This window comes from Enterobacter sp. C6, from assembly GCF_008122455.1.
GTDB classification, from domain to species: Bacteria; Pseudomonadota; Gammaproteobacteria; order Enterobacterales; family Enterobacteriaceae; genus Enterobacter; species Enterobacter pseudoroggenkampii.
The window spans coordinates 13,532-33,904 of record NZ_QPFW01000248.1 but is presented as its reverse complement, the minus strand read 5'-3'; the positions used below and the strand labels follow the sequence as shown (position 1 = coordinate 33,904).

At 56.5% G+C, this 20,373-nt stretch carries 19 protein-coding genes; 8 read left to right on the top strand and 11 right to left on the bottom strand.

Annotated features, from left to right (window positions below):
• Positions 1-16: 16 nt before the first annotated feature.
• Together copD and yobA are read right to left on the bottom strand one after the other, a co-directional pair.
• Positions 17-886 carry a copper homeostasis membrane protein CopD gene (copD, locus tag DOU50_RS20690; RefSeq protein ID WP_148770101.1) on the bottom strand — a complete coding sequence of 290 codons (870 nt, stop codon included), beginning with the start codon at positions 884-886 and terminating at the stop codon, positions 17-19.
• 1 nt (position 887) lies between these two features.
• Positions 888-1,259, bottom strand: a complete 372-nt coding sequence (yobA, locus tag DOU50_RS20685; RefSeq protein WP_148770099.1) for a CopC domain-containing protein YobA — start codon at positions 1,257-1,259, stop codon at positions 888-890.
• 137 nt (positions 1,260-1,396) lie between these two features.
• Between yobA and DOU50_RS20680 the strand changes: the two genes are divergently transcribed.
• From DOU50_RS20680 to exoX, 3 genes are all read left to right on the top strand, one after another.
• Complete coding sequence (locus DOU50_RS20680; RefSeq protein ID WP_008500465.1) at positions 1,397-1,627, top strand: DNA polymerase III subunit theta; 231 nt, start codon at positions 1,397-1,399, stop codon at positions 1,625-1,627.
• A 110-nt stretch (positions 1,628-1,737) separates the two neighbouring features.
• The gene (locus DOU50_RS20675; protein ID WP_024909702.1) at positions 1,738-2,388 is read left to right on the top strand and encodes a carbon-nitrogen hydrolase family protein; all 651 of its coding nucleotides are present in this window, start codon (positions 1,738-1,740) and stop codon (positions 2,386-2,388) included.
• A 25-nt stretch (positions 2,389-2,413) separates the two neighbouring features.
• Positions 2,414-3,076 carry an exodeoxyribonuclease X gene (gene exoX, locus DOU50_RS20670; protein WP_010432611.1) on the top strand — a complete coding sequence of 221 codons (663 nt, stop codon included), beginning with the start codon at positions 2,414-2,416 and terminating at the stop codon, positions 3,074-3,076.
• Here the strand turns inward: exoX and ptrB are convergent.
• Together ptrB and DOU50_RS20660 are read right to left on the bottom strand one after the other, a co-directional pair.
• Positions 3,073-5,133 carry an oligopeptidase B gene (ptrB, locus tag DOU50_RS20665; protein ID WP_148770097.1) on the bottom strand — a complete coding sequence of 687 codons (2,061 nt, stop codon included), beginning with the start codon at positions 5,131-5,133 and terminating at the stop codon, positions 3,073-3,075. The two genes, exoX and ptrB, sit on opposite strands and share 4 nt — an antisense overlap.
• Positions 5,134-5,218: 85 nt before the next feature.
• Positions 5,219-5,866, bottom strand: coding sequence for a tellurite resistance TerB family protein (locus DOU50_RS20660; protein ID WP_148770095.1), 648 nt, complete (start codon positions 5,864-5,866; stop codon positions 5,219-5,221).
• Between the two features lie 170 nt (positions 5,867-6,036).
• Here DOU50_RS20660 and purT point away from each other — a divergent pair, with 170 nt between their 5' ends.
• On the top strand, positions 6,037-7,215 hold the full coding sequence (gene purT, locus DOU50_RS20655) for a formate-dependent phosphoribosylglycinamide formyltransferase (RefSeq protein WP_148770093.1): 1,179 nt from the start codon (positions 6,037-6,039) through the stop codon (positions 7,213-7,215).
• 42 nt (positions 7,216-7,257) lie between these two features.
• On the opposite strand, the gene kdgA is transcribed toward purT, so the two are convergent.
• From kdgA to zwf, 3 genes are all read right to left on the bottom strand, one after another.
• Positions 7,258-7,899 carry a bifunctional 4-hydroxy-2-oxoglutarate aldolase/2-dehydro-3-deoxy-phosphogluconate aldolase gene (gene kdgA, locus DOU50_RS20650; RefSeq protein WP_024909698.1) on the bottom strand — a complete coding sequence of 214 codons (642 nt, stop codon included), beginning with the start codon at positions 7,897-7,899 and terminating at the stop codon, positions 7,258-7,260.
• A gap of 39 nt (positions 7,900-7,938) precedes the next feature.
• Positions 7,939-9,750: a phosphogluconate dehydratase gene (gene edd, locus DOU50_RS20645; RefSeq protein WP_148770091.1), complete on the bottom strand. Its 1,812-nt coding sequence runs from the start codon at positions 9,748-9,750 to the stop codon at positions 7,939-7,941.
• Between the two features lie 233 nt (positions 9,751-9,983).
• Positions 9,984-11,459, bottom strand: coding sequence for a glucose-6-phosphate dehydrogenase (gene zwf, locus DOU50_RS20640; protein ID WP_023312228.1), 1,476 nt, complete (start codon positions 11,457-11,459; stop codon positions 9,984-9,986).
• 356 nt (positions 11,460-11,815) lie between these two features.
• Between zwf and DOU50_RS20635 the strand changes: the two genes are divergently transcribed.
• Both DOU50_RS20635 and pyk read left to right on the top strand, forming a co-directional pair.
• Positions 11,816-12,685, top strand: a complete 870-nt coding sequence (locus DOU50_RS20635; protein WP_023312229.1) for a MurR/RpiR family transcriptional regulator — start codon at positions 11,816-11,818, stop codon at positions 12,683-12,685.
• Positions 12,686-12,825: 140 nt separating this feature from the next.
• Positions 12,826-14,268, top strand: a complete 1,443-nt coding sequence (gene pyk, locus DOU50_RS20630; RefSeq protein ID WP_008500455.1) for a pyruvate kinase — start codon at positions 12,826-12,828, stop codon at positions 14,266-14,268.
• Between the two features lie 45 nt (positions 14,269-14,313).
• On the opposite strand, the gene lpxM is transcribed toward pyk, so the two are convergent.
• From lpxM to znuA, 3 genes are all read right to left on the bottom strand, one after another.
• Complete coding sequence (gene lpxM / locus DOU50_RS20625) at positions 14,314-15,285, bottom strand: lauroyl-Kdo(2)-lipid IV(A) myristoyltransferase (RefSeq protein ID WP_061714872.1); 972 nt, start codon at positions 15,283-15,285, stop codon at positions 14,314-14,316.
• Between the two features lie 121 nt (positions 15,286-15,406).
• The gene (gene mepM, locus DOU50_RS20620) at positions 15,407-16,726 is read right to left on the bottom strand and encodes a murein DD-endopeptidase MepM (protein WP_024909694.1); all 1,320 of its coding nucleotides are present in this window, start codon (positions 16,724-16,726) and stop codon (positions 15,407-15,409) included.
• Positions 16,727-16,741: 15 nt separating this feature from the next.
• Positions 16,742-17,686: a zinc ABC transporter substrate-binding protein ZnuA gene (gene znuA, locus DOU50_RS20615; protein WP_148770151.1), complete on the bottom strand. Its 945-nt coding sequence runs from the start codon at positions 17,684-17,686 to the stop codon at positions 16,742-16,744.
• A 77-nt stretch (positions 17,687-17,763) separates the two neighbouring features.
• Between znuA and znuC the strand changes: the two genes are divergently transcribed.
• Positions 17,764-18,519, top strand: a complete 756-nt coding sequence (znuC, locus tag DOU50_RS20610; RefSeq protein ID WP_023312233.1) for a zinc ABC transporter ATP-binding protein ZnuC — start codon at positions 17,764-17,766, stop codon at positions 18,517-18,519.
• A complete protein-coding gene (gene znuB / locus DOU50_RS20605) occupies positions 18,516-19,301 on the top strand; it encodes a zinc ABC transporter permease subunit ZnuB (protein ID WP_024909692.1) in 786 nt (261 codons plus the stop codon). The genes znuC and znuB overlap by 4 nt, the downstream gene beginning before the upstream one ends.
• Before the next feature lie 59 nt (positions 19,302-19,360).
• On the opposite strand, the gene ruvB is transcribed toward znuB, so the two are convergent.
• Complete coding sequence (ruvB, locus tag DOU50_RS20600) at positions 19,361-20,371, bottom strand: Holliday junction branch migration DNA helicase RuvB (protein ID WP_023312235.1); 1,011 nt, start codon at positions 20,369-20,371, stop codon at positions 19,361-19,363.
• Positions 20,372-20,373 lie beyond the last annotated feature (2 nt).

The following is a 20,373-nucleotide window of genomic DNA, read 5'->3' as shown; positions in this document are numbered from 1 at the left end:
ATGATATTTAACCTTGTCAGAAGGGTTCCCAGGTAGCGAACAGACTGACCGTTGCCAGTACCAGCGCGCCCAGCACCACTTCTGCCTGTGTCATCCTGATAAAAATCTGTTGTGCTCGCCCGGTCTCCGGACGAAACCGTGGCACCAGAAAATACCGATTTGCCAGCGCAATTACCACCATCAACGCCACCAGCGCACATTTGAACAACAAAAACTGCACGTAGCCAGCCTGCCAGGGTATATGGACGCCCAGTATCATGAGCGTATTGATCGCTCCGCTGAGCAGCACGCCCGCGACGGCATAATGGCCCACGCGCGAGAAGCGCATCATGGTATAGATGGCGGCATTCTGCCAGCGTCCTTTCGCCAGACGCATGCAGAATAACAGGGGCAGTAATCCGCCAAGCCAGGCTGCAGCGCAGATCAGGTGAAAAGCATAGTTAAGCCGCTGCAACGCCCCCATCGGACCGTCGTTCATCGCCGCGTGACCTACCCCAGCCAGCAGGATAAGCTGGCTCATGGCGAGCAGTAGCAGCCGCGACCCCTTCAGCGGCGCGAGCCATGCCGCACCGACCGTCATCACAGCAAGAATCATTTGCCACAGCCAGACGCCACCAAACTGTGTCGTAAATACGCCGTACCAGACCTGCGGAGCAAACACATCTCCCCAGCCGTTACCCATCAGTCCGCCCTGAAGCATAAACATCAGGAGTGCAGCCGCCAGGCTCACCAAGGCCGCCACTTTCTGCTGCAGCTGGAAACGCCGGGACATCAGCCGCTGGAGGGAAGAAGGCGCAAACCAGACGCTGTAAAGCGCGTTGCCAAAAACCAGCATCAGCGCCCCGAAATGGATAAAGCGCAACCCGATATAACACAGCGCCAGCATGCTATTTCACGCTAAAGTGATAGATGCCTTTGGTTTTATGACCGTCTACAGAGACGACATGCCAGTCTACCTGGTACGTCCCTGACGTCAGCGTTTGTTCCAGCGGAACGGTGAGTAGCGCCTTGTTCTTTTCGTCTCGCGTAGCGGTACCCGTTTTGATGACCTGCTTTTGCGCGTCCGTCACCACCACACCGCTAAATCCCGGTTCGATGCCTTCTGAAAAATGCAGCGTAAGTGCCTGCGGAGCGCTCACCACGCTGTCCGCTGCCGGGATCTGCTGCTTAAGATGCGCATGCGCCAGCGCGGAGGAGGTCATCATTGTAGAGGTCAGAAAAACCAGTGCGCATACCGCGCGGGAAGCGGAGAAACCCATCGCAATCATTCCTTTTTGTTATGTCTGTATGCTAAAGAATAACGCTGTATAATAAACGAGTCGAGGAACATCCTGCCTCCGCTTGTCATCGTCGTGCAATCGCGGTAACGTTGCCGCCGCATAAAAAGGAGAAGGTAATGAAGATCAATCTGGCCGCCCTTCCACAGGACGAGATGGATAAAGTAAATGTCGATCTCGCTGCCGCTGGCGTCGCGTTTAAAGAGCGTTACAACATGCCTGTTGTGGCTGAAGTCGTTGAACGGGAACAGCCCGCCCATCTGCGCGACTGGTTTCGCGAAAGACTCATCGCCCACCGTCTCGCCTCGGTTAACCTCTCCCGTTTACCGTACGAACCTAAAGTTAAATAAGCTTAACGAGCCGTTACACTTCCTTACGCGGAATCTGGCAGGATAAGAAAACCCTGATAAATTTAGGTGTATTCTTAAATCTCTGCGACTCAGTGTATAAGGAAGTCACGATGTCACATTGGAATATAGCGGCAGCTCAGTATGGCGGTCAGCACCAGAGTGTGGATGACCATGTTACGCACCACCTGCGCTTCATCGCCGAAGCAGCACGGCAGCGATGTGATTTGCTGGTCTTCCCTGAACTCTCATTAACGGGCTCAGGCGCACCGACGTTACCTCCCCCACCCGATGACGCGCAGCTGGAACCGCTGCTTGACGCGGCACATTTTTACCGGATTACCGTGATTGCCGGGCTCCCCCTGGAACGGAACGGTCAGCGCCAGAAAGGCCTCGCGCTCTTCACGCCCGCCCGTCACCGCATCCTGCGCTACCCGCAAGGTAGCGGTGCCAGCCTGGTGCCGGGGGAGAAACAGCTCAGCATTATTGATGCGCATGCCGATTCACCCAATCTCGATCCCAGAGCGTCGCTGTTTACCAGCAGTCAGTCCGTAGAGGATCACCGCTGGCGGCAGTCCATCAGTACCCTGCAGCGCTTCGCGCATAAATATGCCATTGCGGTGCTGATGGCGAACGCCTGCGGCGGTAGCGCGCTGTGGGATGAAAAAGGCCAGCTGATCGTCCGCGCAGATCGAGGCGAGCTGCTGTTGACCGGCACGCTCGGCGGAGAGGGTTGGCAAGGCGATATCATTCCTTTAGGCTAGGCGTTTTAAAGCTCAGGAGTGTTCAATGCTGCGCGTCATCGATACCGAAACTTGCGATCTTCAGGGCGGAATAGTGGAAGTGGCTTCTGTCGACGTGGTTGATGGTAAAATCGTCAACCCTATGAGCCATCTGGTGCGTCCCGACCGACCCATCAGCCCTCAGGCGATGGCTATCCATCGCATTACCGAATCGATGGTGGCGGATAAGCCGTGGATCGAAGAGATCATTCCGCACTACTACGGTAGCCCGTGGTACGTCGCGCATAACGCCAGTTTTGACCGCCGGGTGTTACCTGAAATGCCGGGGGAATGGATTTGTACCATGAAGCTGGCGCGTCGCCTCTGGCCGGGAATTAAATACAGCAACATGGCGCTGTACAAGTCCCGCAAGCTCAGCGTCAGAACGCCTGAGGGACTGCACCATCACCGGGCCCTGTATGACTGCTATATCACCGCCGCGTTACTGATAGATATTATGAATATCTCTGGCTGGACGCCGGATGATATGGCGACCATCACCGGCCGTCCTGCACTTCTGACCACATTTACCTTTGGGAAATATCGCGGGAAGCCGGTGTCCGAGGTGGCGGATAAAGACCCGGGCTATTTGCGCTGGCTGTATAACAACCTCGACAGAATGAGCCCGGAACTGCGCTTAACGCTGAAACATTATCTGGGCGACGCTTAACGCTCCGCACGGCCTGGCAGCGTGTCCTGCGCCAGGCCTATTAAAAAGGCATATTCCAGGGCAACTCCTTCGTAGGATTTAAATCGTCCCGATTTCCCGCCGTGACCGGAATCCATATCGGTACACAACAGCAGCAGGTTGTCATCGGTTTTCAGCTCCCGCAGTTTTGCCACCCATTTTGCCGGCTCCCAGTATTGCACCTGAGAATCATGCAGACCGGTGGTGACCAACATGTGGGGATAGGCTTTCGCTTCCACGTTATCGTACGGGCTGTACGTTTTCATATAGCGGTAGTACATCTCATCCTGCGGATTCCCCCACTCTTCAAACTCCCCTGTCGTAAGCGGGATGGATTCATCGAGCATGGTCGTCACCACATCGACAAACGGAACCTGCGCGACAATCCCCTTAAAGCGGTCGGGACGCTGGTTGATCGCCGCCCCCATCAGCATGCCGCCCGCGCTGCCGCCCATCCCAAAGCAAAGCTGCGGATCCCCGTAGCCCTGCTCAATCAGCGCATCGCAGACGTCGAGGTAGTCATTGAAGGTGTTTTTCTTTTTCAGGAATTTCCCGTCTTCATACCAGTGCTGCCCCAGCTCACCGCCACCGCGAATATGGGCGATGGCGAAGACAAAGCCGCGATCGAGCAGGCTTAACCGACTGCTGCTGAAATCGGCGTCCATGCTTGAGCCATACGAGCCGTAACCGTACACCAGGATCGGGTTTTTGCCTTTCTGGAAGTGGGCTTTGTGATAGACGAGCGAGACGGGGACCTCGACGCCATCCCGGGCGGTGACCCACAGGTGCTCGCTGCGGTAGTTTTCAGACTCAAACCCTTTGACCTCGGTCTGTTTAATCACCTGACGCTGCCCGGTATCCATATCCAGCTCAAACAAGGTGTCCGGCGTGGTCATCGATGAGTAGCCGTAGCGCAGCCGCGAGGATTCAGGTTCAGGGTTGAAACCAATCCACGTCACATAGGCCGGGTCGTCGAACGCGATCCCCACCACTTCCCGCGTTTTACGGTTGATTTGCCGGATACTGGTCAGCCCTCGCTGACGCTCTTCCACCACCAGCCAGTCGGTAAACAGGGTGAACCCTTCAAGCATCACCTGATCCCGCGCGGGGATAAGCACCTCCCATTTGCGCTCATCGCGCACTTTGGTTTTATAGAGACCAAAGTTTTTGCCCTCGCGATTAGAGCGCAAATAAAAGCTGTGCTGGAAGTGATCCAGGCTGTACTCGTGATCCTTGCGGCGCGGCAGGAAACAGAGCGGCTGGGCGTCGGGCAGTTCGGCATCCAGCAGCAGAACTTCCGAGGTCGTCGCGCTGGCCAGGAAGATAATCACATAGTGGCGCGAGGAGGTTTTATGCAGGCTGACATAGAACGTTTCGTCTTTCTCTTCATAGACCAGCTCGTCGTCAGCGGAGTCCGTTCCCACGGTGTGTCGCCACACCTGATAAGGCAGCAGCGTCGAGGCGTGCTTTTTGACGTAGTAAACCGTCTCGGAATCATTCGCCCAGACAAAATCCGGGGAGACGTTTTCCAGCATTTCCGGATACCAGTTGCCGGTGTCCAGATTGCGAAAACGCAGGCCGTACTGGCGACGGGAGAGATAATCCTCCGCCAGCGCCATCACCGCGTTATCCGGCGAAATGGACATGCCGCCCAGGGTATAAAATTCGCTGTGGGCGGCGCGCTGGTTGGCATCCAGCAAAATATCCCACTCATCCCATTCGGCGCTTAATACCGACTGACGCTGGTAGATGGGATACTCATTGCCGGGCTCGTAAATATGGCGATAGCGATAGCCGTTTTTGGTCCAGGGCGCGGAGATATCACGCTGAGGAATACGCTGCACCATCTCATTCAGCAGTTGGTCCTGAAGCGTCTGCTGGCTGGACATGACCTTGCGGCCATAGTCGTTTTCCTCGTGCAGGTAGTCGAGTACCTCTGGCCGGGAGCGCGAATCGTCCCGCAGCCAGTAATAGTTGTCTATGCGCGTATCGCCATGCGTGGTGATCGCATATGGTATACGTCGGGCTTTCGGTGGCATGTCATCATTCTTTTAAGTTTTACACCCTATAAGGTTGGCAAAACCCACGCATGATGCAAGCGAAACAGCGTCGCGACGGCGGAGGCTATCCCTGTAACGCCTGTTTTTGTTCGCGGATATCCCGCTCAATGCCCTCGCGCACGTCCTGAGGGATCTTTAACGCATCGCCCAGGGCGTTAAGGTAGCTCCGCTCCATAAAGTGATCGATATCGATGGCGGCACAGCTGAGGAAATAGAGCTCCAGCGCCTCTTCCTCATTTTTCACGCTTTGCGCAAGACGCTGCGGCTCAAGCGGCTGTTCGATGGCCTGCGCCACCAGCGCTCTGCCCTTCTCTTCAACGCCGGCTTCGCGCAGCTGCTGCTCGATCGCCGATCGTTCTTTGTCGTCAATATGCCCGTCACTTTTCGCGGCAAAAACCAGCGCAAGAATGAGCCGTTCGGTACGCAGATCCAGCGGCGAGGTGTGCTCGCCATAATGCGGTTCATCGCTGTGCGCGGTCCGTACCCGGTCCTTGTACTTATTCCACAGCACGGTGCCCGCGATGGCGCCGCCGCCGGCCAGCAGCGCGCCGGTGCCATATTTTGCCAGCAGCTTGCGCGAGGATTTATTCGCGACCAGCAGGCCTGCCAGCCCGCCGAGCGCCCCGGGTACCAGCAGTTTGCTCAGGTCCCGCTCGCCAGACGGTGTTTTCTGCCCTAACAGGGATTGCAATTGATTTAGCCAGCCAGACATGGTTTCCCTCACTTAACGGTGAACATGTTCCACAGCGTAAGCGAGCGGGCGTCAGGAAATGTCTGGTCGGGCTAAAGAAGCGCAAATTTCTGCCCTCGCGTTTATCCCTGCGCAAGACAGACGCAAACGTTTTCGTTTATACTGCGCGCAACTTTTTTTGGGGGATTGTTATGATTCGTTTAGGAACTGCGCTGCGACCTGCGGCGACGCGAGTGATGCTGTTGGGATCGGGCGAGCTGGGAAAAGAGGTCGCCATTGAGTGCCAACGTTTAGGTGTGGAAGTCATCGCCGTAGACCGTTACGCCGACGCACCCGCCATGCACGTCGCCCATCGTTCTTATGTGATTAACATGCTGGATGGCGATGCCCTTCGCGAACTGATTACGCGCGAGAAGCCCGATTTCGTTGTACCGGAAATTGAAGCGATTGCCACCGATACGCTGATCGCCCTGGAGCAGGAAGGCCAGCGCGTGGTGCCCTGTGCGAAAGCCGCAAAGCTGACCATGAACCGCGAAGGCATTCGTCGCCTGGCGGCAGAAGAGCTGGGATTGCCCACCTCGAGCTACCGTTTTGCGGGCGATAAGGCCGCGTTCCTGCAGGCCGTAGAGGAGATTGGCTACCCGTGTATCGTTAAGCCGGTGATGAGCTCCTCCGGTAAAGGGCAGAGCTTCATTCGCGACAGCAGCACGCTCGATAAGGCGTGGGATTACGCCCAACAGGGTGGCCGCGCCGGCGCCGGTCGCGTCATCGTTGAAGGCGTCGTGAAGTTTGATTTCGAGATCACCCTGCTGACCGTCAGCGCCGTTGACGGCGTCCATTTCTGCGATCCGATTGGCCACCGTCAGGAAGATGGCGATTACCGCGAATCCTGGCAGCCGCAGCAGATGAGCGCCCTGGCGCTGGAGCGTGCTCAGGCGATCGCCCGTAAAACCGTCCTCGCGCTGGGCGGCTATGGCCTGTTCGGCGTGGAGCTGTTTGTGTGCGGTGACGAGGTGATTTTCAGTGAAGTCTCCCCTCGCCCGCATGACACCGGCATGGTCACGCTGATTTCGCAGGATCTTTCCGAGTTCGCCCTGCACGTGCGCGCCTTCCTCGGCCTGCCCGTCGGCGGTATCCGTCAGTACGGCCCGGCCGCCTCGGCGGTCATCCTGCCGCAGTTAACCAGCCAGAACGTTACATTTGATAACGTCGACGCGGCAGTGGGTGCCGGGTTGCAGGTACGTTTGTTCGGCAAGCCGGAGATCGACGGTACCCGTCGTCTTGGCGTGGCATTAGCCACCGGGGATAACGTTGACGACGCCGTGGCGAGAGCGAAAGCAGCCGCAGCAAGCGTTAAGGTAACGGGATAAAAAAAACGGGCCGAAAGGCCCGTTTTTCATGCGGCGAATGGCTTACTGCTTCGCACCTTCCACCGCTTCGCGAGCCAGTTTTGTGATGCGATCCCAGTCGCCCGCTTCCAGCGCATCCGCCGGAACCAGCCATGAGCCACCGATGCACAGCACGCTTTTCAGCGCCAGGTAGTCACGGTAGTTGGCAGGAGAGATACCCCCCGTCGGGCAGAAGCGTACCTGAGAGAAGGGACCCGCAATCGCCTGCAGCGCTTTAGTGCCGCCGTTCGCTTCAGCCGGGAAGAATTTGAACTCTTTCAGACCGTAGTCCATGCCCAGCATCAGTTCAGAGACGGTGCTGATGCCCGGGATCAGCGGAATGGTGCCTTCGGTCGCGGCTTTCAGCAGCGACTCGGTCAGGCCCGGGCTGATGGCAAACTGCGCGCCCGCTTCGGTCACTTCAGCCAGCTGTTTTACGTTCGTCACGGTACCCGCACCGATGATGGCGTCCGGCACTTCTTTAGCAATCGCGCGAATGGCATCCATCGCGCAGGCGGTACGCAGGGTCACTTCCAGAACGCGAACGCCACCCGCAACCAGCGCTTTCGCCATCGGTACAGCGTGCTCCAGCTTGTTTACCACGATAACCGGCACGACAGGGCCAGTGGTCAGGATTGCTTCTGCACTTGTTTTCCAGTTTTTCATCAGAGTTTTCTCTCGCCAGATCGTTAAAATCAAGTCGTCTTAAAACGTAATACAGGTTGCGCCCTGCTCCGCACCGGAGAGCTTCTCACGCAGCGCGCTGAACATTTCGCGTCCGGTCCCCACGCGCGATGCGCTCAGGTCAGGAATATGGGGTTGACGTGCCGCCAGCTCGGCGTCATCCACCAGCAGGGTTAACTCGCCTGTCTGACCGTTAACGCGGATCATGTCACCGTCGCGCACTTTCGCCAGCAACCCACCGTCGTAGGCTTCAGGCGTCACGTGGATGGCTGAAGGCACTTTACCGGATGCCCCGGAGAGGCGTCCATCGGTGACTAACGCAATTTTGAAACGGCGGTCCAATAATACACCAAGTGGTGGCATAAGTTTATGTAATTCTGGCATCCCGTTAGCTTTAGGCCCCTGATGACGCACCACCACCACGCAGTCTTTGTCGAGCAGACCGGCGTCAAAGGCGGGTAATACGTCGTGCTGGCTTTCAAACACCACCGCCGGCGCTTCGATAATCTGGTTCTCTTCCGGTACGGCAGAGGTCTTCATTACCGCACGACCGAGGTTGCCGCTCAGCACTTTGGTGCCGCCGTGTGGAGAGAACGGTTTGTCGATGGTGGCGATCACCTGCGCATCAAGAGACGCTCTCGCCCCTTCGCGCCAGTCCAGCTCGCCGTTGTTCAACCACGGCTCCTGGGTATAGCGCTGAAGGCCAAAGCCTGCCACGGTATTTACGTCTTCATGCAGCAGTCCGCCTTTCAGCAGCTCGCGCATCAGCAGCGGTACGCCGCCCGCGGCCTGGAAGTGGTTAATATCCGCCGGACCGTTCGGGTACAGGCGTGCCATCAGCGGCACCACGGAAGAGATCTCGGAGAAGTCATCCCAGTTAATCAGAATGCCCGCCGCACGCGCCATGGCCACCAGGTGCATGGTGTGGTTGGTTGACCCCCCGGTTGCCAGCAGCGCGACAATCCCGTTGACGATGACCTTTTCGTCAACCATTTTGCCCATCGGCATCCATTCGTTGCCGTTGCCGGTCAGACGTGTAACCTGACGGGCCGCGGCCTCGGTCAGCGCCTTGCGCAGCGGCGCGTCCGGCTGGATAAAGGATGAGCCCGGAAGCTGCATCCCCATAAATTCCACCACCATCTGGTTCGTGTTAGCCGTACCGTAGAACGTACAGGTCCCCGGCGCATGATAGGACGCGGCTTCCGCCTCCAACAGCGCCTGACGGTCTGCTTTCCCTTCCGCGTACAGCTGGCGGATACGGACTTTTTCTTTGTTCGGCAGGCCGCTTGCCATTGGGCCCGACGGCACGAAGATCGCAGGCAGATGACCAAACGACAGCGCAGCCATCACCAGGCCCGGAACAATCTTGTCGCACACGCCGAGATACAGCGCGCCATCAAACATGTTGTGCGACAGGCCAACCGCCGCGGACATAGCAATCACTTCGCGGCTCAGCAGGGAGAGCTCCATACCGTCCTGGCCCTGCGTCACGCCGTCGCACATGGCGGGTACCCCACCCGCCACCTGGCCGACCGCATTCACGCTGTGCAGCGCTTTACGGATGATATCCGGGTAAACCTCATAGGGCTGGTGCGCGGAGAGCATATCGTTATAGGAGGTAATGATGGCGATATTGTTACGCAACATGCTTTTCAGCGACGCTTTATCATCAGGCTGGCAGGCGGCGAAGCCGTGCGCCAGGTTCCCGCAGGCCAGCTGAGATCGGTGGACGGTGTTGCTCTTTGCCTGTTCAATCCGGGCGAGGTAGGCCGAGCGGGTCTCTTTCGAGCGCTCAATAATGCGTTGTGTTACGCGTAACAATGTCGGATTCATAAAAGCTCCTCTAATTTATCTGTCCGGGCTCGGGAGTTTACAAAGTCGCTGGCAGTTGTTAACAACGCTGAAACGCTTGCTGTCCGGAGCTCAGGGGCAAAATCACTTCCGGCAGTGTAATAAAAAAAGCTCCGCGGGTGAATCCACGCGGAGCTTAAAAGTTGAAAATTGTGCCACTAGCTGAGTTAGATCATGTTACCGGTAAAATAACACTTTCGGGCTAGCGGATTATCTTACTCAAACTCGTTCCAGGAGCGGCCATCGCGGGTGATCATCGCCACCGACGCGACCGGTCCCCAGGTGCCCGCCTGATACGGTTTTGGCGCATCCTGGTCGGCAGCCCAGGCTTCGGTGATGGAGTCGACCCATTTCCACGCCTCTTCCACTTCATCGCGGCGCACGAACAGCGCCTGGATACCGCGCATGGTTTCCAGCAGCAGACGCTCGTAAGCATCGGCCAGGTGCGTCTGGTTAAAGGTTTCAGAGTAGCTCAGATCCAGCTTGGTGGTCTGCAGGTTGTGTTTATGATCCAGGCCCGGCACTTTGTTCAGGATCTGGATATCCACGCCCTCGTCCGGCTGCAGACGAATGGTCAGTTTGTTCTGCGGCAGCTCCTGCCAGGACTCTTTGAACAGGTTCAGTTCCGGGTTTTTGAAGTAAACAACCACTTCGGAACATTTAGCCGGCAGACGTTTACCGGTGCGCAGGTAGAACGGAACCCCCGCCCAGCGCCAGTCGTCGATATCCACGCGGATCGCCACAAACGTCTCGGTGTTGCTGGACTTGTTCGCACCCTCTTCTTCCAGGTAGCCCGGCACTTTTTTGCCCTGCGCAAACCCGGCGGTGTACTGACCACGAACGGTCTTCTCACGCACGTTGGAGCGGTCGATGCGGCGCAGTGACTTCAGCACTTTCACTTTCGCGTCACGGATGCTGTCCGCCGTCAGGTCAGACGGTGGAGACATGGCAATCATGCACAGGATCTGCAGCAGGTGGTTCTGGATCATGTCGCGCATCTGACCGGCCTGGTCAAAGTAACCCCAGCGACCTTCAATCCCCACCTCTTCCGCCACGGTGATTTCCACGTGGTCGATAGTGCGGTTGTCCCAGTTATTTACAAACAGGGAGTTAGCAAAACGCAGCGCCAGCAGGTTCAGTACCGTCTCTTTACCGAGATAGTGGTCGATACGGTAGACCTGGCACTCTTCAAAGAACTCGCCCACCTGGTCGTTGATTTCGCGCGAGGTTGCCAGCGAGGTACCCAGCGGCTTCTCCATCACGACGCGCGCCGGTTTGGCGTTCAGTTTGGCTTCGCCCAGGCCTTTGCAGATGGCGCCGAAGGTGCTTGGCGGCATGGCGAAATAGTTAATGGTGACACGGTTTTTCTGATCCAGCATCGCGCCTAAGCGGGTAAACGCGCTGACGTCATTAACGTCCAGGTTGCAGAAATCGAGACGTCCACTCAGGGTATCCCACAAACTTTCATCAATCTTTTCCTTCATGAAAGTTTCGAGTGCCTCGCGGACGACTTTGGTATAAGCGTCCTTGTCCCAGTCGGCGCGCCCTACACCCAGGATACGGGTATCCGGATGAATTTGGCCCGCTTTCTCCAGTTGATACAGGGAAGGCAGCAATTTTCGGCGTGCAAGGTCGCCTTTAGCGCCGAAAATGACCAGGTCACATGCCTGGGCTGTTTGCGTTACCGCCATGTCATTCTCCTCAGTTGGATCACCTGGTACTTCTGCCAGGTATCGTTGTAATTTTATTACAATGCACTGTACTGCTTTTACGTCATTCCCGAAACCATTAGCGCTTATCGTCGCGTGCGATACCGCGATTTTTCACCCTTTGGATGATTAAGACGGCTTAATGACGCAACAACCGTCGTTTCTTTGCGCAACAGGGTCACAGCAAAACCCGACACCGATCAAGTAATGAAAAAAAACAACAACATTATCTTGTCGATTATTACCCTTTATGGAAGCCACGAGGGTAATATCGGCTAAATCGAATCACGATTTCATCAATTTATGAAATCGTTTACACCCATGAGCATCCTGTTAACATGAACATGCTGGAAAAAATCCAGTTTCAACTGGAACACCTTAGCAAATCCGAGCGAAAAGTGGCCGAGGTCATTCTCGCCTCTCCCGCTCAGGCGATTCATTCAAGCATCGCCGCTCTGGCACAGGAAGCGGGTGTTAGCGAACCCACGGTCAATCGCTTTTGCCGCAGCCTGGAAACGCGCGGCTTCCCTGATTTTAAACTGCATCTGGCACAAAGTCTGGCTAACGGCACCCCTTATGTTAATCGTAATGTGGATGAAGACGACAGCGTTGATGCCTATACCGCGAAAATTTTTGAATCGGCTATGGCTTCGCTTGACCACGTCCGACAGTCTCTGGACATGAGTTCCGTGAATCGCGCGGTGGATTTACTCACCCAGGCGAAGAGGATTGCGTTCTTCGGTCTCGGCTCGTCGGCGGCCGTGGCGCATGACGCGATGAACAAATTTTTCCGCTTTAACGTCCCGGTTATTTATTCCGATGACATTGTCCTGCAACGCATGAGCTGTATGAATTGCAGTGAGGATGACGTCGTGGTACTGATTTCACATACCGGCCGCACCAAGAGTCAGGTAGAGCTGGCGCAGCTGGCCCGTGAAAACGATGCCATGGTGATTGCCCTCACCACGGCAGGCACGCCGCTGGCGCGTGAAGCAACGCTGGCAATCACCCTCGACGTGCCGGAAGACACCGACATTTATATGCCGATGGTTTCCAGACTGGCGCAGCTCACCGTGATTGACGTGCTGGCGACCGGTTTTACCTTACGTCGGGGCGCAAAATTCCGGGATAACTTGAAGCGGGTCAAGGAAGCGCTGAAGGAATCGCGTTTTGATAAAGAATTGCTTATAAAGAGCGATGTTCCCTGATAGTTGATAACGAAGACGTAACCAATAATTACGATGTAACGATTTACGGCATTCGGTCCACTCTCCGCTGCCTTGCAGCAGATGAAGACCGATTCAATGTTCACGCAACACCAAAGTTGTTTCAGTCAACGGAGTATTACATGTCCAGAAGGCTTCGCAGAACCAAGATCGTAACCACCTTAGGCCCGGCCACCGATCGCGATAATAATCTTGAGAAAATTATCGCCGCTGGTGCCAACGTGGTGCGTATGAACTTCTCTCACGGTACGCCAGAAGACCATAAATTACGTGCCGACAAAGTGCGTGAAATCGCAGCAAAACTGGGCCGCCACGTGGCTATCCTCGGTGATTTGCAGGGTCCCAAAATCCGTGTCTCAACCTTTAAAGAAGGTAAAGTTTTCCTCAATATCGGCGACAAATTCCTGCTGGATGCCAACCTGGGCAAAGGCGAAGGCGATAAAGAAAAAGTCGGTATCGACTATAAAGGCCTGCCGGCTGACGTGGTGCCTGGCGATATCCTGCTGCTTGACGACGGTCGCGTACAGCTGAAAGTGCTGGAAGTTCAGGGCATGAAAGTGTTCACCGAAGTCACCGTCGGCGGCCCGCTCTCCAACAATAAAGGCATCAACAAACTGGGTGGCGGCCTCTCTGCAGAAGCGCTTACCGATAAAGACAAAGCGGACATCGTGACGGCTGCGCTGATCGGCGTGGACTACCTGGCTGTCTCCTTCCCGCGCTGCGGCGAAGATCTGAACTATGCGCGTCGCCTGGCACGCGATGCAGGCTGCGATGCCAAAATCGTCGCCAAAGTTGAGCGTGCGGAAGCCGTTTGCGATCAGGATGCCATGGACGACGTGATCCTCGCGTCTGACGTGGTGATGGTTGCGCGCGGCGACCTGGGCGTGGAAATTGGCGACCCTGAGCTGGTCGGTATCCAGAAAGCGCTGATTCGTCGCGCACGTCAGCTGAACCGCGCGGTGATCACCGCCACTCAGATGATGGAATCGATGATCACCAACCCAATGCCAACCCGTGCAGAAGTCATGGACGTGGCAAACGCCGTGCTGGACGGAACCGATGCGGTGATGCTCTCCGCAGAAACCGCAGCGGGCCAGTATCCGGCAGAAACCGTGGCCGCCATGGCGCGCGTCTGCCTGGGCGCTGAAAAGATCCCAAGCATCAACGTCTCTAAACACCGTCTGGACGTGCAGTTCGACAACGTGGAAGAAGCGATTGCGATGTCGGCAATGTATGCGGCAAACCATCTGAAGGGCGTTACCGCGATCATCACCATGACCGAATCTGGCCGCACCGCGTTGATGACCTCGCGTATCAGCTCGGGTCTGCCGATCTTCGCCATGTCCCGTCACGAACGTACGCTGAACCTGACGGCGCTGTACCGCGGCGTGACGCCGGTTCACTTCGACAGCACCAATGACGGCGTGGCCGCCGCGCACGATGCCGTAAACCTGCTGCGCGACAAAGGCTATCTGGTGTCCGGTGATATCGTCATTGTGACCCAGGGCGATGTAATGAGCACCATCGGCTCAACCAACACCACCCGCGTTATGACCGTCGAGTAATAACGTCTCTGTTAAAAAGCCCTCTCCAGATGGAAAGGGCTTTTTTTATTTCGTTGGATACAGCTCTTTGCGTTTATACGGCTCTGTTTCGCCCGGTTTGCGCGTTTTAAGCAGCTTCAGAATCCACGTGTACTGTTCGGCATGCGGCCCCACCAGTATCTCTACCTCTTCGTTCATTCGACGCGCGATGGTGTGGTCGTCTGCGGTCAGCAGATCATCCATCGGAGGACGGACCTCAATACTCAGACGATGCGTTTTGCCGTCATAGACCGGGAATAGCGGGATCACGCGGGCACGACAGACTTTCATCAGGCGACCTATCGCAGGGAGCGTCGCTTTATAGGTCGCAAAGAAATCGACAAACTCGCTGTGCTCGGGGCCGTGATCCTGATCCGGTAGATAGTAGCCCCAGTACCCCTGACGTACCGACTGAATGAAGGGCTTAATGCCATCGTTACGGGCATGCAGGCGTCCGCCAAAACGACGACGCACCGTGTTCCAGACAAAATCGAAAATCTTATTGCCCTGATTGTGGAACATTGCCGCCATCTTCTGGCCCTGAGAGGCCATCAGCATCGCCGGAATATCAACGCCCCAGCCGTGGGGGACGAGGAAAATGACTTTCTCGTCATTGCGGCGCATCTCCTCGATGATCTCCAGCCCTTTCCAGTCAACGCGATCGACGATTTTATCCGGCCCTTTCAGCGCCAGCTCCGCCATCATCGCCATGGCCTGCGGCGCGGTGGTATACATCTCATCAATGATTGCCTCGCGCTCGGCGTCGCTTTTCTCAGGAAAACAGTAATAGAGGTTGATCTGCGCGCGGCGGCGGGCGCTCTTGCCTAAACGCCCGGCCAGACGGCCTATTTTACCCAGAACTGGATCGCGAACAGAGGCAGGCAGCATTGCCATCCCCGCAAAGGCGTAAACACCAAGCCAGGCGCCCCAGTTGCGCGGATGGCGGAAGGATTTTTCAAACTCAGGAATGTATTCAATATTGTTTTTTTGGGTTTCCATGCTGGATCCAGGGTCTGATGACGCAAAATTTTATTCAGATAGTGTAGCGAGGCAGTCGTCCACGCACAAAAGAAAAAGCCGGCGTCAGTGTGCGCCGGCTTTTTTAACAAAAACAGAGAACTTAGTTTAAGCTCAGCTGCGGCATCACCTCTTTCACCTGCGCCAGATAATCAGTACGATCTTTACCTGTCAGGCCTTCAGTGCGCGGCAGTTTCGCGGTCAGCGGGTTCACTGCTTGTTGGTTGATCCACACTTCATAGTGCAGGTGCGGGCCGGTAGAGCGTCCGGTATTTCCGGAGATCGCGATACGGTCCCCGCGCTTCACCTTCTGGCCCGGTTTGACCAGCAGCTTACGCAGGTGCATATAGCGGGTCGTATAAGTACGACCATGACGTACCGCGACGTAATATCCGGCGGCACCGCTACGCTTGGCCACCACCACTTCGCCATCCCCTACCGCCAGTACCGGTGTGCCCTGCGGCATAGCAAAGTCAACGCCACGGTGCGGCGCGACGCGCCCGGTTACCGGGTTCAGACGACGCGGGTTAAAGTTCGAGGAGACGCGGAACTGTTTTGCCGTCGGGAAACGCAGGAAGCCTTTCGCAAGGCCCGTACCGCTGCGGTCATAGAACTTACCGTCTTCGGCACGAATCGCGTAGTAATCTTTGCCCTCAGAGCGCAGACGTACGCCCAGCAGCTGGCTTTGCTCGCGCTTGCCGTCCAGCATTTCGCGGGACATCAGAACGGAGAACTCATCGCCCTTCTTCAGCTTACGGAAATCCATCTGCCACTGCATGGCTTTGATCACCGAGCTGATTTCAGCGCTGGTCAAGCCCGCATCTCGCGCGCTGGAGACAAAGCTCGCGCCCACGGTGCCTTTCAGAACGCTGTTAACCCAGTCGCCCTTCTGCATTTCGCTGGTCATCTTGAAACCGTTTGCAGTGCGATCGTAGGTGCGGGTTTCGCGGCGGGACATTTCCCAGGTCAGACGCTGGAGATCGCCATCCGCCGTTAGTGTCCAGGAGAGCTGTTGTCCGATTTTCAGGTTACGAAGATCTTTATCCGCAGCCGCCAGCTGGCTGATATTGCCCATGTCGATGCCGTACTGGTTCAGCACGCTGCTCAGCGTGTCCCCGGTAGACACAACATATTCGTGAATACCGGCTTCGTTCTCGGTTTTATCGTCCAGCTCATCCTGCGGGATGGCTTCATCTTCCTGAGCCGCCTGGTCGATAGGCTCACTGGCTTCAGGCAGCAAAGAACGGATTTCGCTCTTTTCAAGCTCAATGGTTTTGATGATAGGGGCAGAACTCGGGTGGTAAACATAGGGCCGCCAGACGGCGACCGCTAAGGTGAGTACTGTAAGCGACCCCAGCATAACGCGGTGGGGTCGAGGCAGATTGTTAAATGCCAGGGCGACAGAGCGGGCTATCTGTTGCACGTATTCACTTCCTCGTTAATCTCCTTTCAGGCAGCTCGCATACTGGTTCGCCAGTTGGCTGAGGAACTGCGAATAGCTCGCTTTGCTCAACTGGATATTCGTACCTAGCGGGTCAAGGGTTCCCATGCGCACGGATGTTCCCCTGGCCACGGCTTCTACGACCGCTGGCCTGAACTGTGGCTCAGCAAAAACGCATGTCGCTTTTTGCTCAACCAGCTGTGTTCTGATTTCATGTAAACGCTGCGCACCAGGCTGAATTTCAGGGTTGACGGTAAAATGACCCAGCGGGGTCAAACCGTAGTGTTTTTCGTAATAGCCATAGGCGTCATGAAAAACGAAATACCCTTTACCTTTCAACGGTGCGAGCTCATTACCTACCTGCTTATCGGTTGCGGCTAATTGTGCCTCAAAATCCTTCAGGTTGGCGTCTAGTTTGGCTCGACTTTGCGGCATAAGTTCCACTAATTTGTTATGGATTGCAACCGCTGAAAGCCGCGCTATCTCTGGGGATAACCAAAGATGCATGTTGTATTCGCCGTGATGGTGATCTCCATCACCTTTTTCACCCTCTGCAGCGTGATGGTCATGTTCGTCACCGTCGTCATCCGCCCCTTTCATGAGCAGCGGTTTCACGCCGGGGAGGTCTGCAATCGCGACCTGCTTTTCGCCGGCAACCTGTTTTGCTGACTTCTGCATGAACGCTTCCATTTCCGGGCCAATCCAGACGACTAAGTCCGCGTTTTGTAAGCGTTTTACATCTGACGGGCGCAGGGAATAGTCATGCTCGGATGCACCATCAGGGAGCAGAACCTGGGTTTCCGTGACCCCGTCTGCAATGGCCGACGCGATGAATCCGAGTGGTTTAAGCGAAGCGACAACCGCAGCGTTAACATCTTGTGCGGTTGTACCCCAAAGGGCAGCGGATAATGCTGCGAAAAGAAGCGTATTTTTATGTAACATAATGCGACTAATCATCGTAGTGAATGCGTGGAATGTGATATTATAACATTCGTTGACTTCTTCAAGCTTAAAATGACATGACGACATTGGTTTCCCTTGAAAATATTTCGGTCTCATTTGGCCAGCGCCGCGTCCTCTCTGACGTGTCGCTCGATCTGAAGCCCGGCAAAATTCTGACGCTGCTCGGCCCCAATGGCGCAGGCAAATCCACCCTGGTGCGCGTGGTGCTGGGTCTGGTCGCACCCGATGAAGGCGTGATCAAGCGCGAGGAAAAATTGCGTATCGGCTATGTGCCGCAAAAACTTCATCTCGACGCCACGCTGCCGCTGACGGTCAGCCGCTTCCTGCGTCTGCGCCCCGGCACGCGTAAAGCCGATATTCTCCCGGCACTGAAACGCGTGCAGGCGGGCCATCTTGTCGATGCGCCGCTGCAAAAACTGTCCGGCGGTGAAACTCAGCGCGTCTTACTGGCCCGTGCGCTGCTGAGCAGCCCGCAGCTGCTGGTGCTGGATGAGCCGACTCAGGGTGTGGATGTGAATGGTCAGGTTGCGCTTTATGATTTGATCGACCAGCTACGTCGAGAGCTTGATTGCGCAGTGCTGATGGTGTCTCACGATCTCCATCTGGTGATGGCAAAAACCGACGAAGTGCTGTGTCTCAACCACCATATCTGCTGCTCCGGCACGCCAGAAGTGGTCTCCATGCACCCGGAATTTATCTCCATGTTCGGCCCTCGCGGGGCTGAACAGCTGGGCATCTATCGCCATCATCATAATCATCGCCATGATTTACAGGGACGAATCGTACTGCGTCGGGGAAATGGACACTCATGATTGAACTGTTACTGCCCGGCTGGCTGGCCGGGATTATGCTTGCCTGCGCCGCGGGTCCGCTCGGCTCGTTTGTCGTCTGGCGCAGAATGTCCTATTTTGGCGATACCCTGGCGCACGCGTCCCTGCTGGGTGTGGCTTTTGGCCTGCTGCTCAACGTCAACCCGTTTTACGCGGTGATTGTGGTCACGCTGTTGCTGGCCGCCGGTCTGGTCTGGCTTGAGAAGCGCCCTCACCTCGCAATTGATACGCTGCTTGGCATTATGGCGCACAGTGCCCTGTCTCTGGGCCTGGTGGTGGTCAGCCTGATGTCGAATATCCGCGTGGATCTGATGGCTTACCTGTTCGGTGACCTGCTGGCCGTCACGCCAGACGATCTCATCGCAATCGCGATTGGCGTTGTGGTGGTGCTCGCTATTCTGCTCTGGCAGTGGCGTAACCTGCTGGCCATGACCGTCAGCCCGGACCTGGCGTTTGTCGACGGCGTGAAGCTGCAGCGCGTTAAGCTGCTGCTGATGCTGGTAACGGCGTTAACCATTGGGGTGGCGATGAAGTTTGTCGGCGCGCTGATTATTACGTCGCTGCTGATCATCCCTGCCGCCACAGCACGTCGTTTTGCCCGTACGCCGGAGCAGATGGCCGGTGTGGCGGTGATTGTCGGAATGATTGCGGTAACGGGTGGACTCACCTTCTCGGCGTTCTATGACACGCCTGCGGGGCCGTCTGTGGTGTTGAGTGCAGCGGTGCTGTTTATCTTCAGTATGATGAAGAAGACCGCAAATTAACATCGAGGGCGCTGATGCCCTCACCCTGGCCCTCTCCCACAGGGAGAGGGAACAATGCATTACGGCATTGCCGGTGGCGTAATGCCAAAATGATTCCACGCCCGCACCGTCGCCATACGTCCACGCGGGGTGCGCTGCAGGAAGCCCTGCTGGATCAGATACGGTTCAAGCACGTCCTCGATGGTTTCGCGCTCTTCCCCGATTGCCGCCGCCAGGTTATCCAGCCCGACCGGGCCGCCAAAGAACTTATCCAGCACCGCCAGCAGCAGTTTCCGGTCCATATAGTCAAAGCCTTCGGCATCGACGTTCAGCATATCCAGCGCCTGCGCGGCGATCTCGGCGGAAATCGAGCCATCGTGCTTCACTTCGGCAAAGTCACGTACACGGCGCAGCAGACGGTTGGCGATACGCGGCGTACCGCGGGAACGCTTCGCCACTTCAAACGCGCCCTCTTCGCTCATTTCCAGCCCCATATAGCGGGCGCTACGGCCAACGATATGCTGGAGGTCCGCTACCTGGTAAAACTCAAGACGCTGCACGATACCGAAACGGTCGCGCAGCGGAGAGGTCAACGACCCGGCCCGCGTCGTTGCACCAATCAGGGTAAACGGCGGCAGATCGATTTTGATGGAGCGCGCGGCCGGGCCTTCGCCAATCATGATATCCAGCTGGTAATCTTCCATCGCCGGATAGAGCACTTCCTCCACCACCGGCGACAGGCGGTGGATCTCATCGATAAACAGCACGTCATGCGGTTCGAGGTTGGTCAGCATCGCAGCGAGATCGCCCGCCTTCTCCAGCACCGGGCCGGAGGTGGTGCGCAGGTTGACGCCCATTTCATTGGCGACGATATTCGCCAGCGTGGTTTTCCCCAAACCCGGAGGGCCAAAAATCAGCAGGTGATCGAGCGCATCGCCGCGCAGCTTTGCCGCCTGGATGAAAATCTCCATCTGGGAACGAACCTGCGGCTGGCCGATATACTCATCAAGCAGTTTTGGGCGGATCGCGCGATCCACCACGTCATCTGCCTGAATAGTGCCTGCCGATACCAGGCGGTCTGCTTCAATCATCC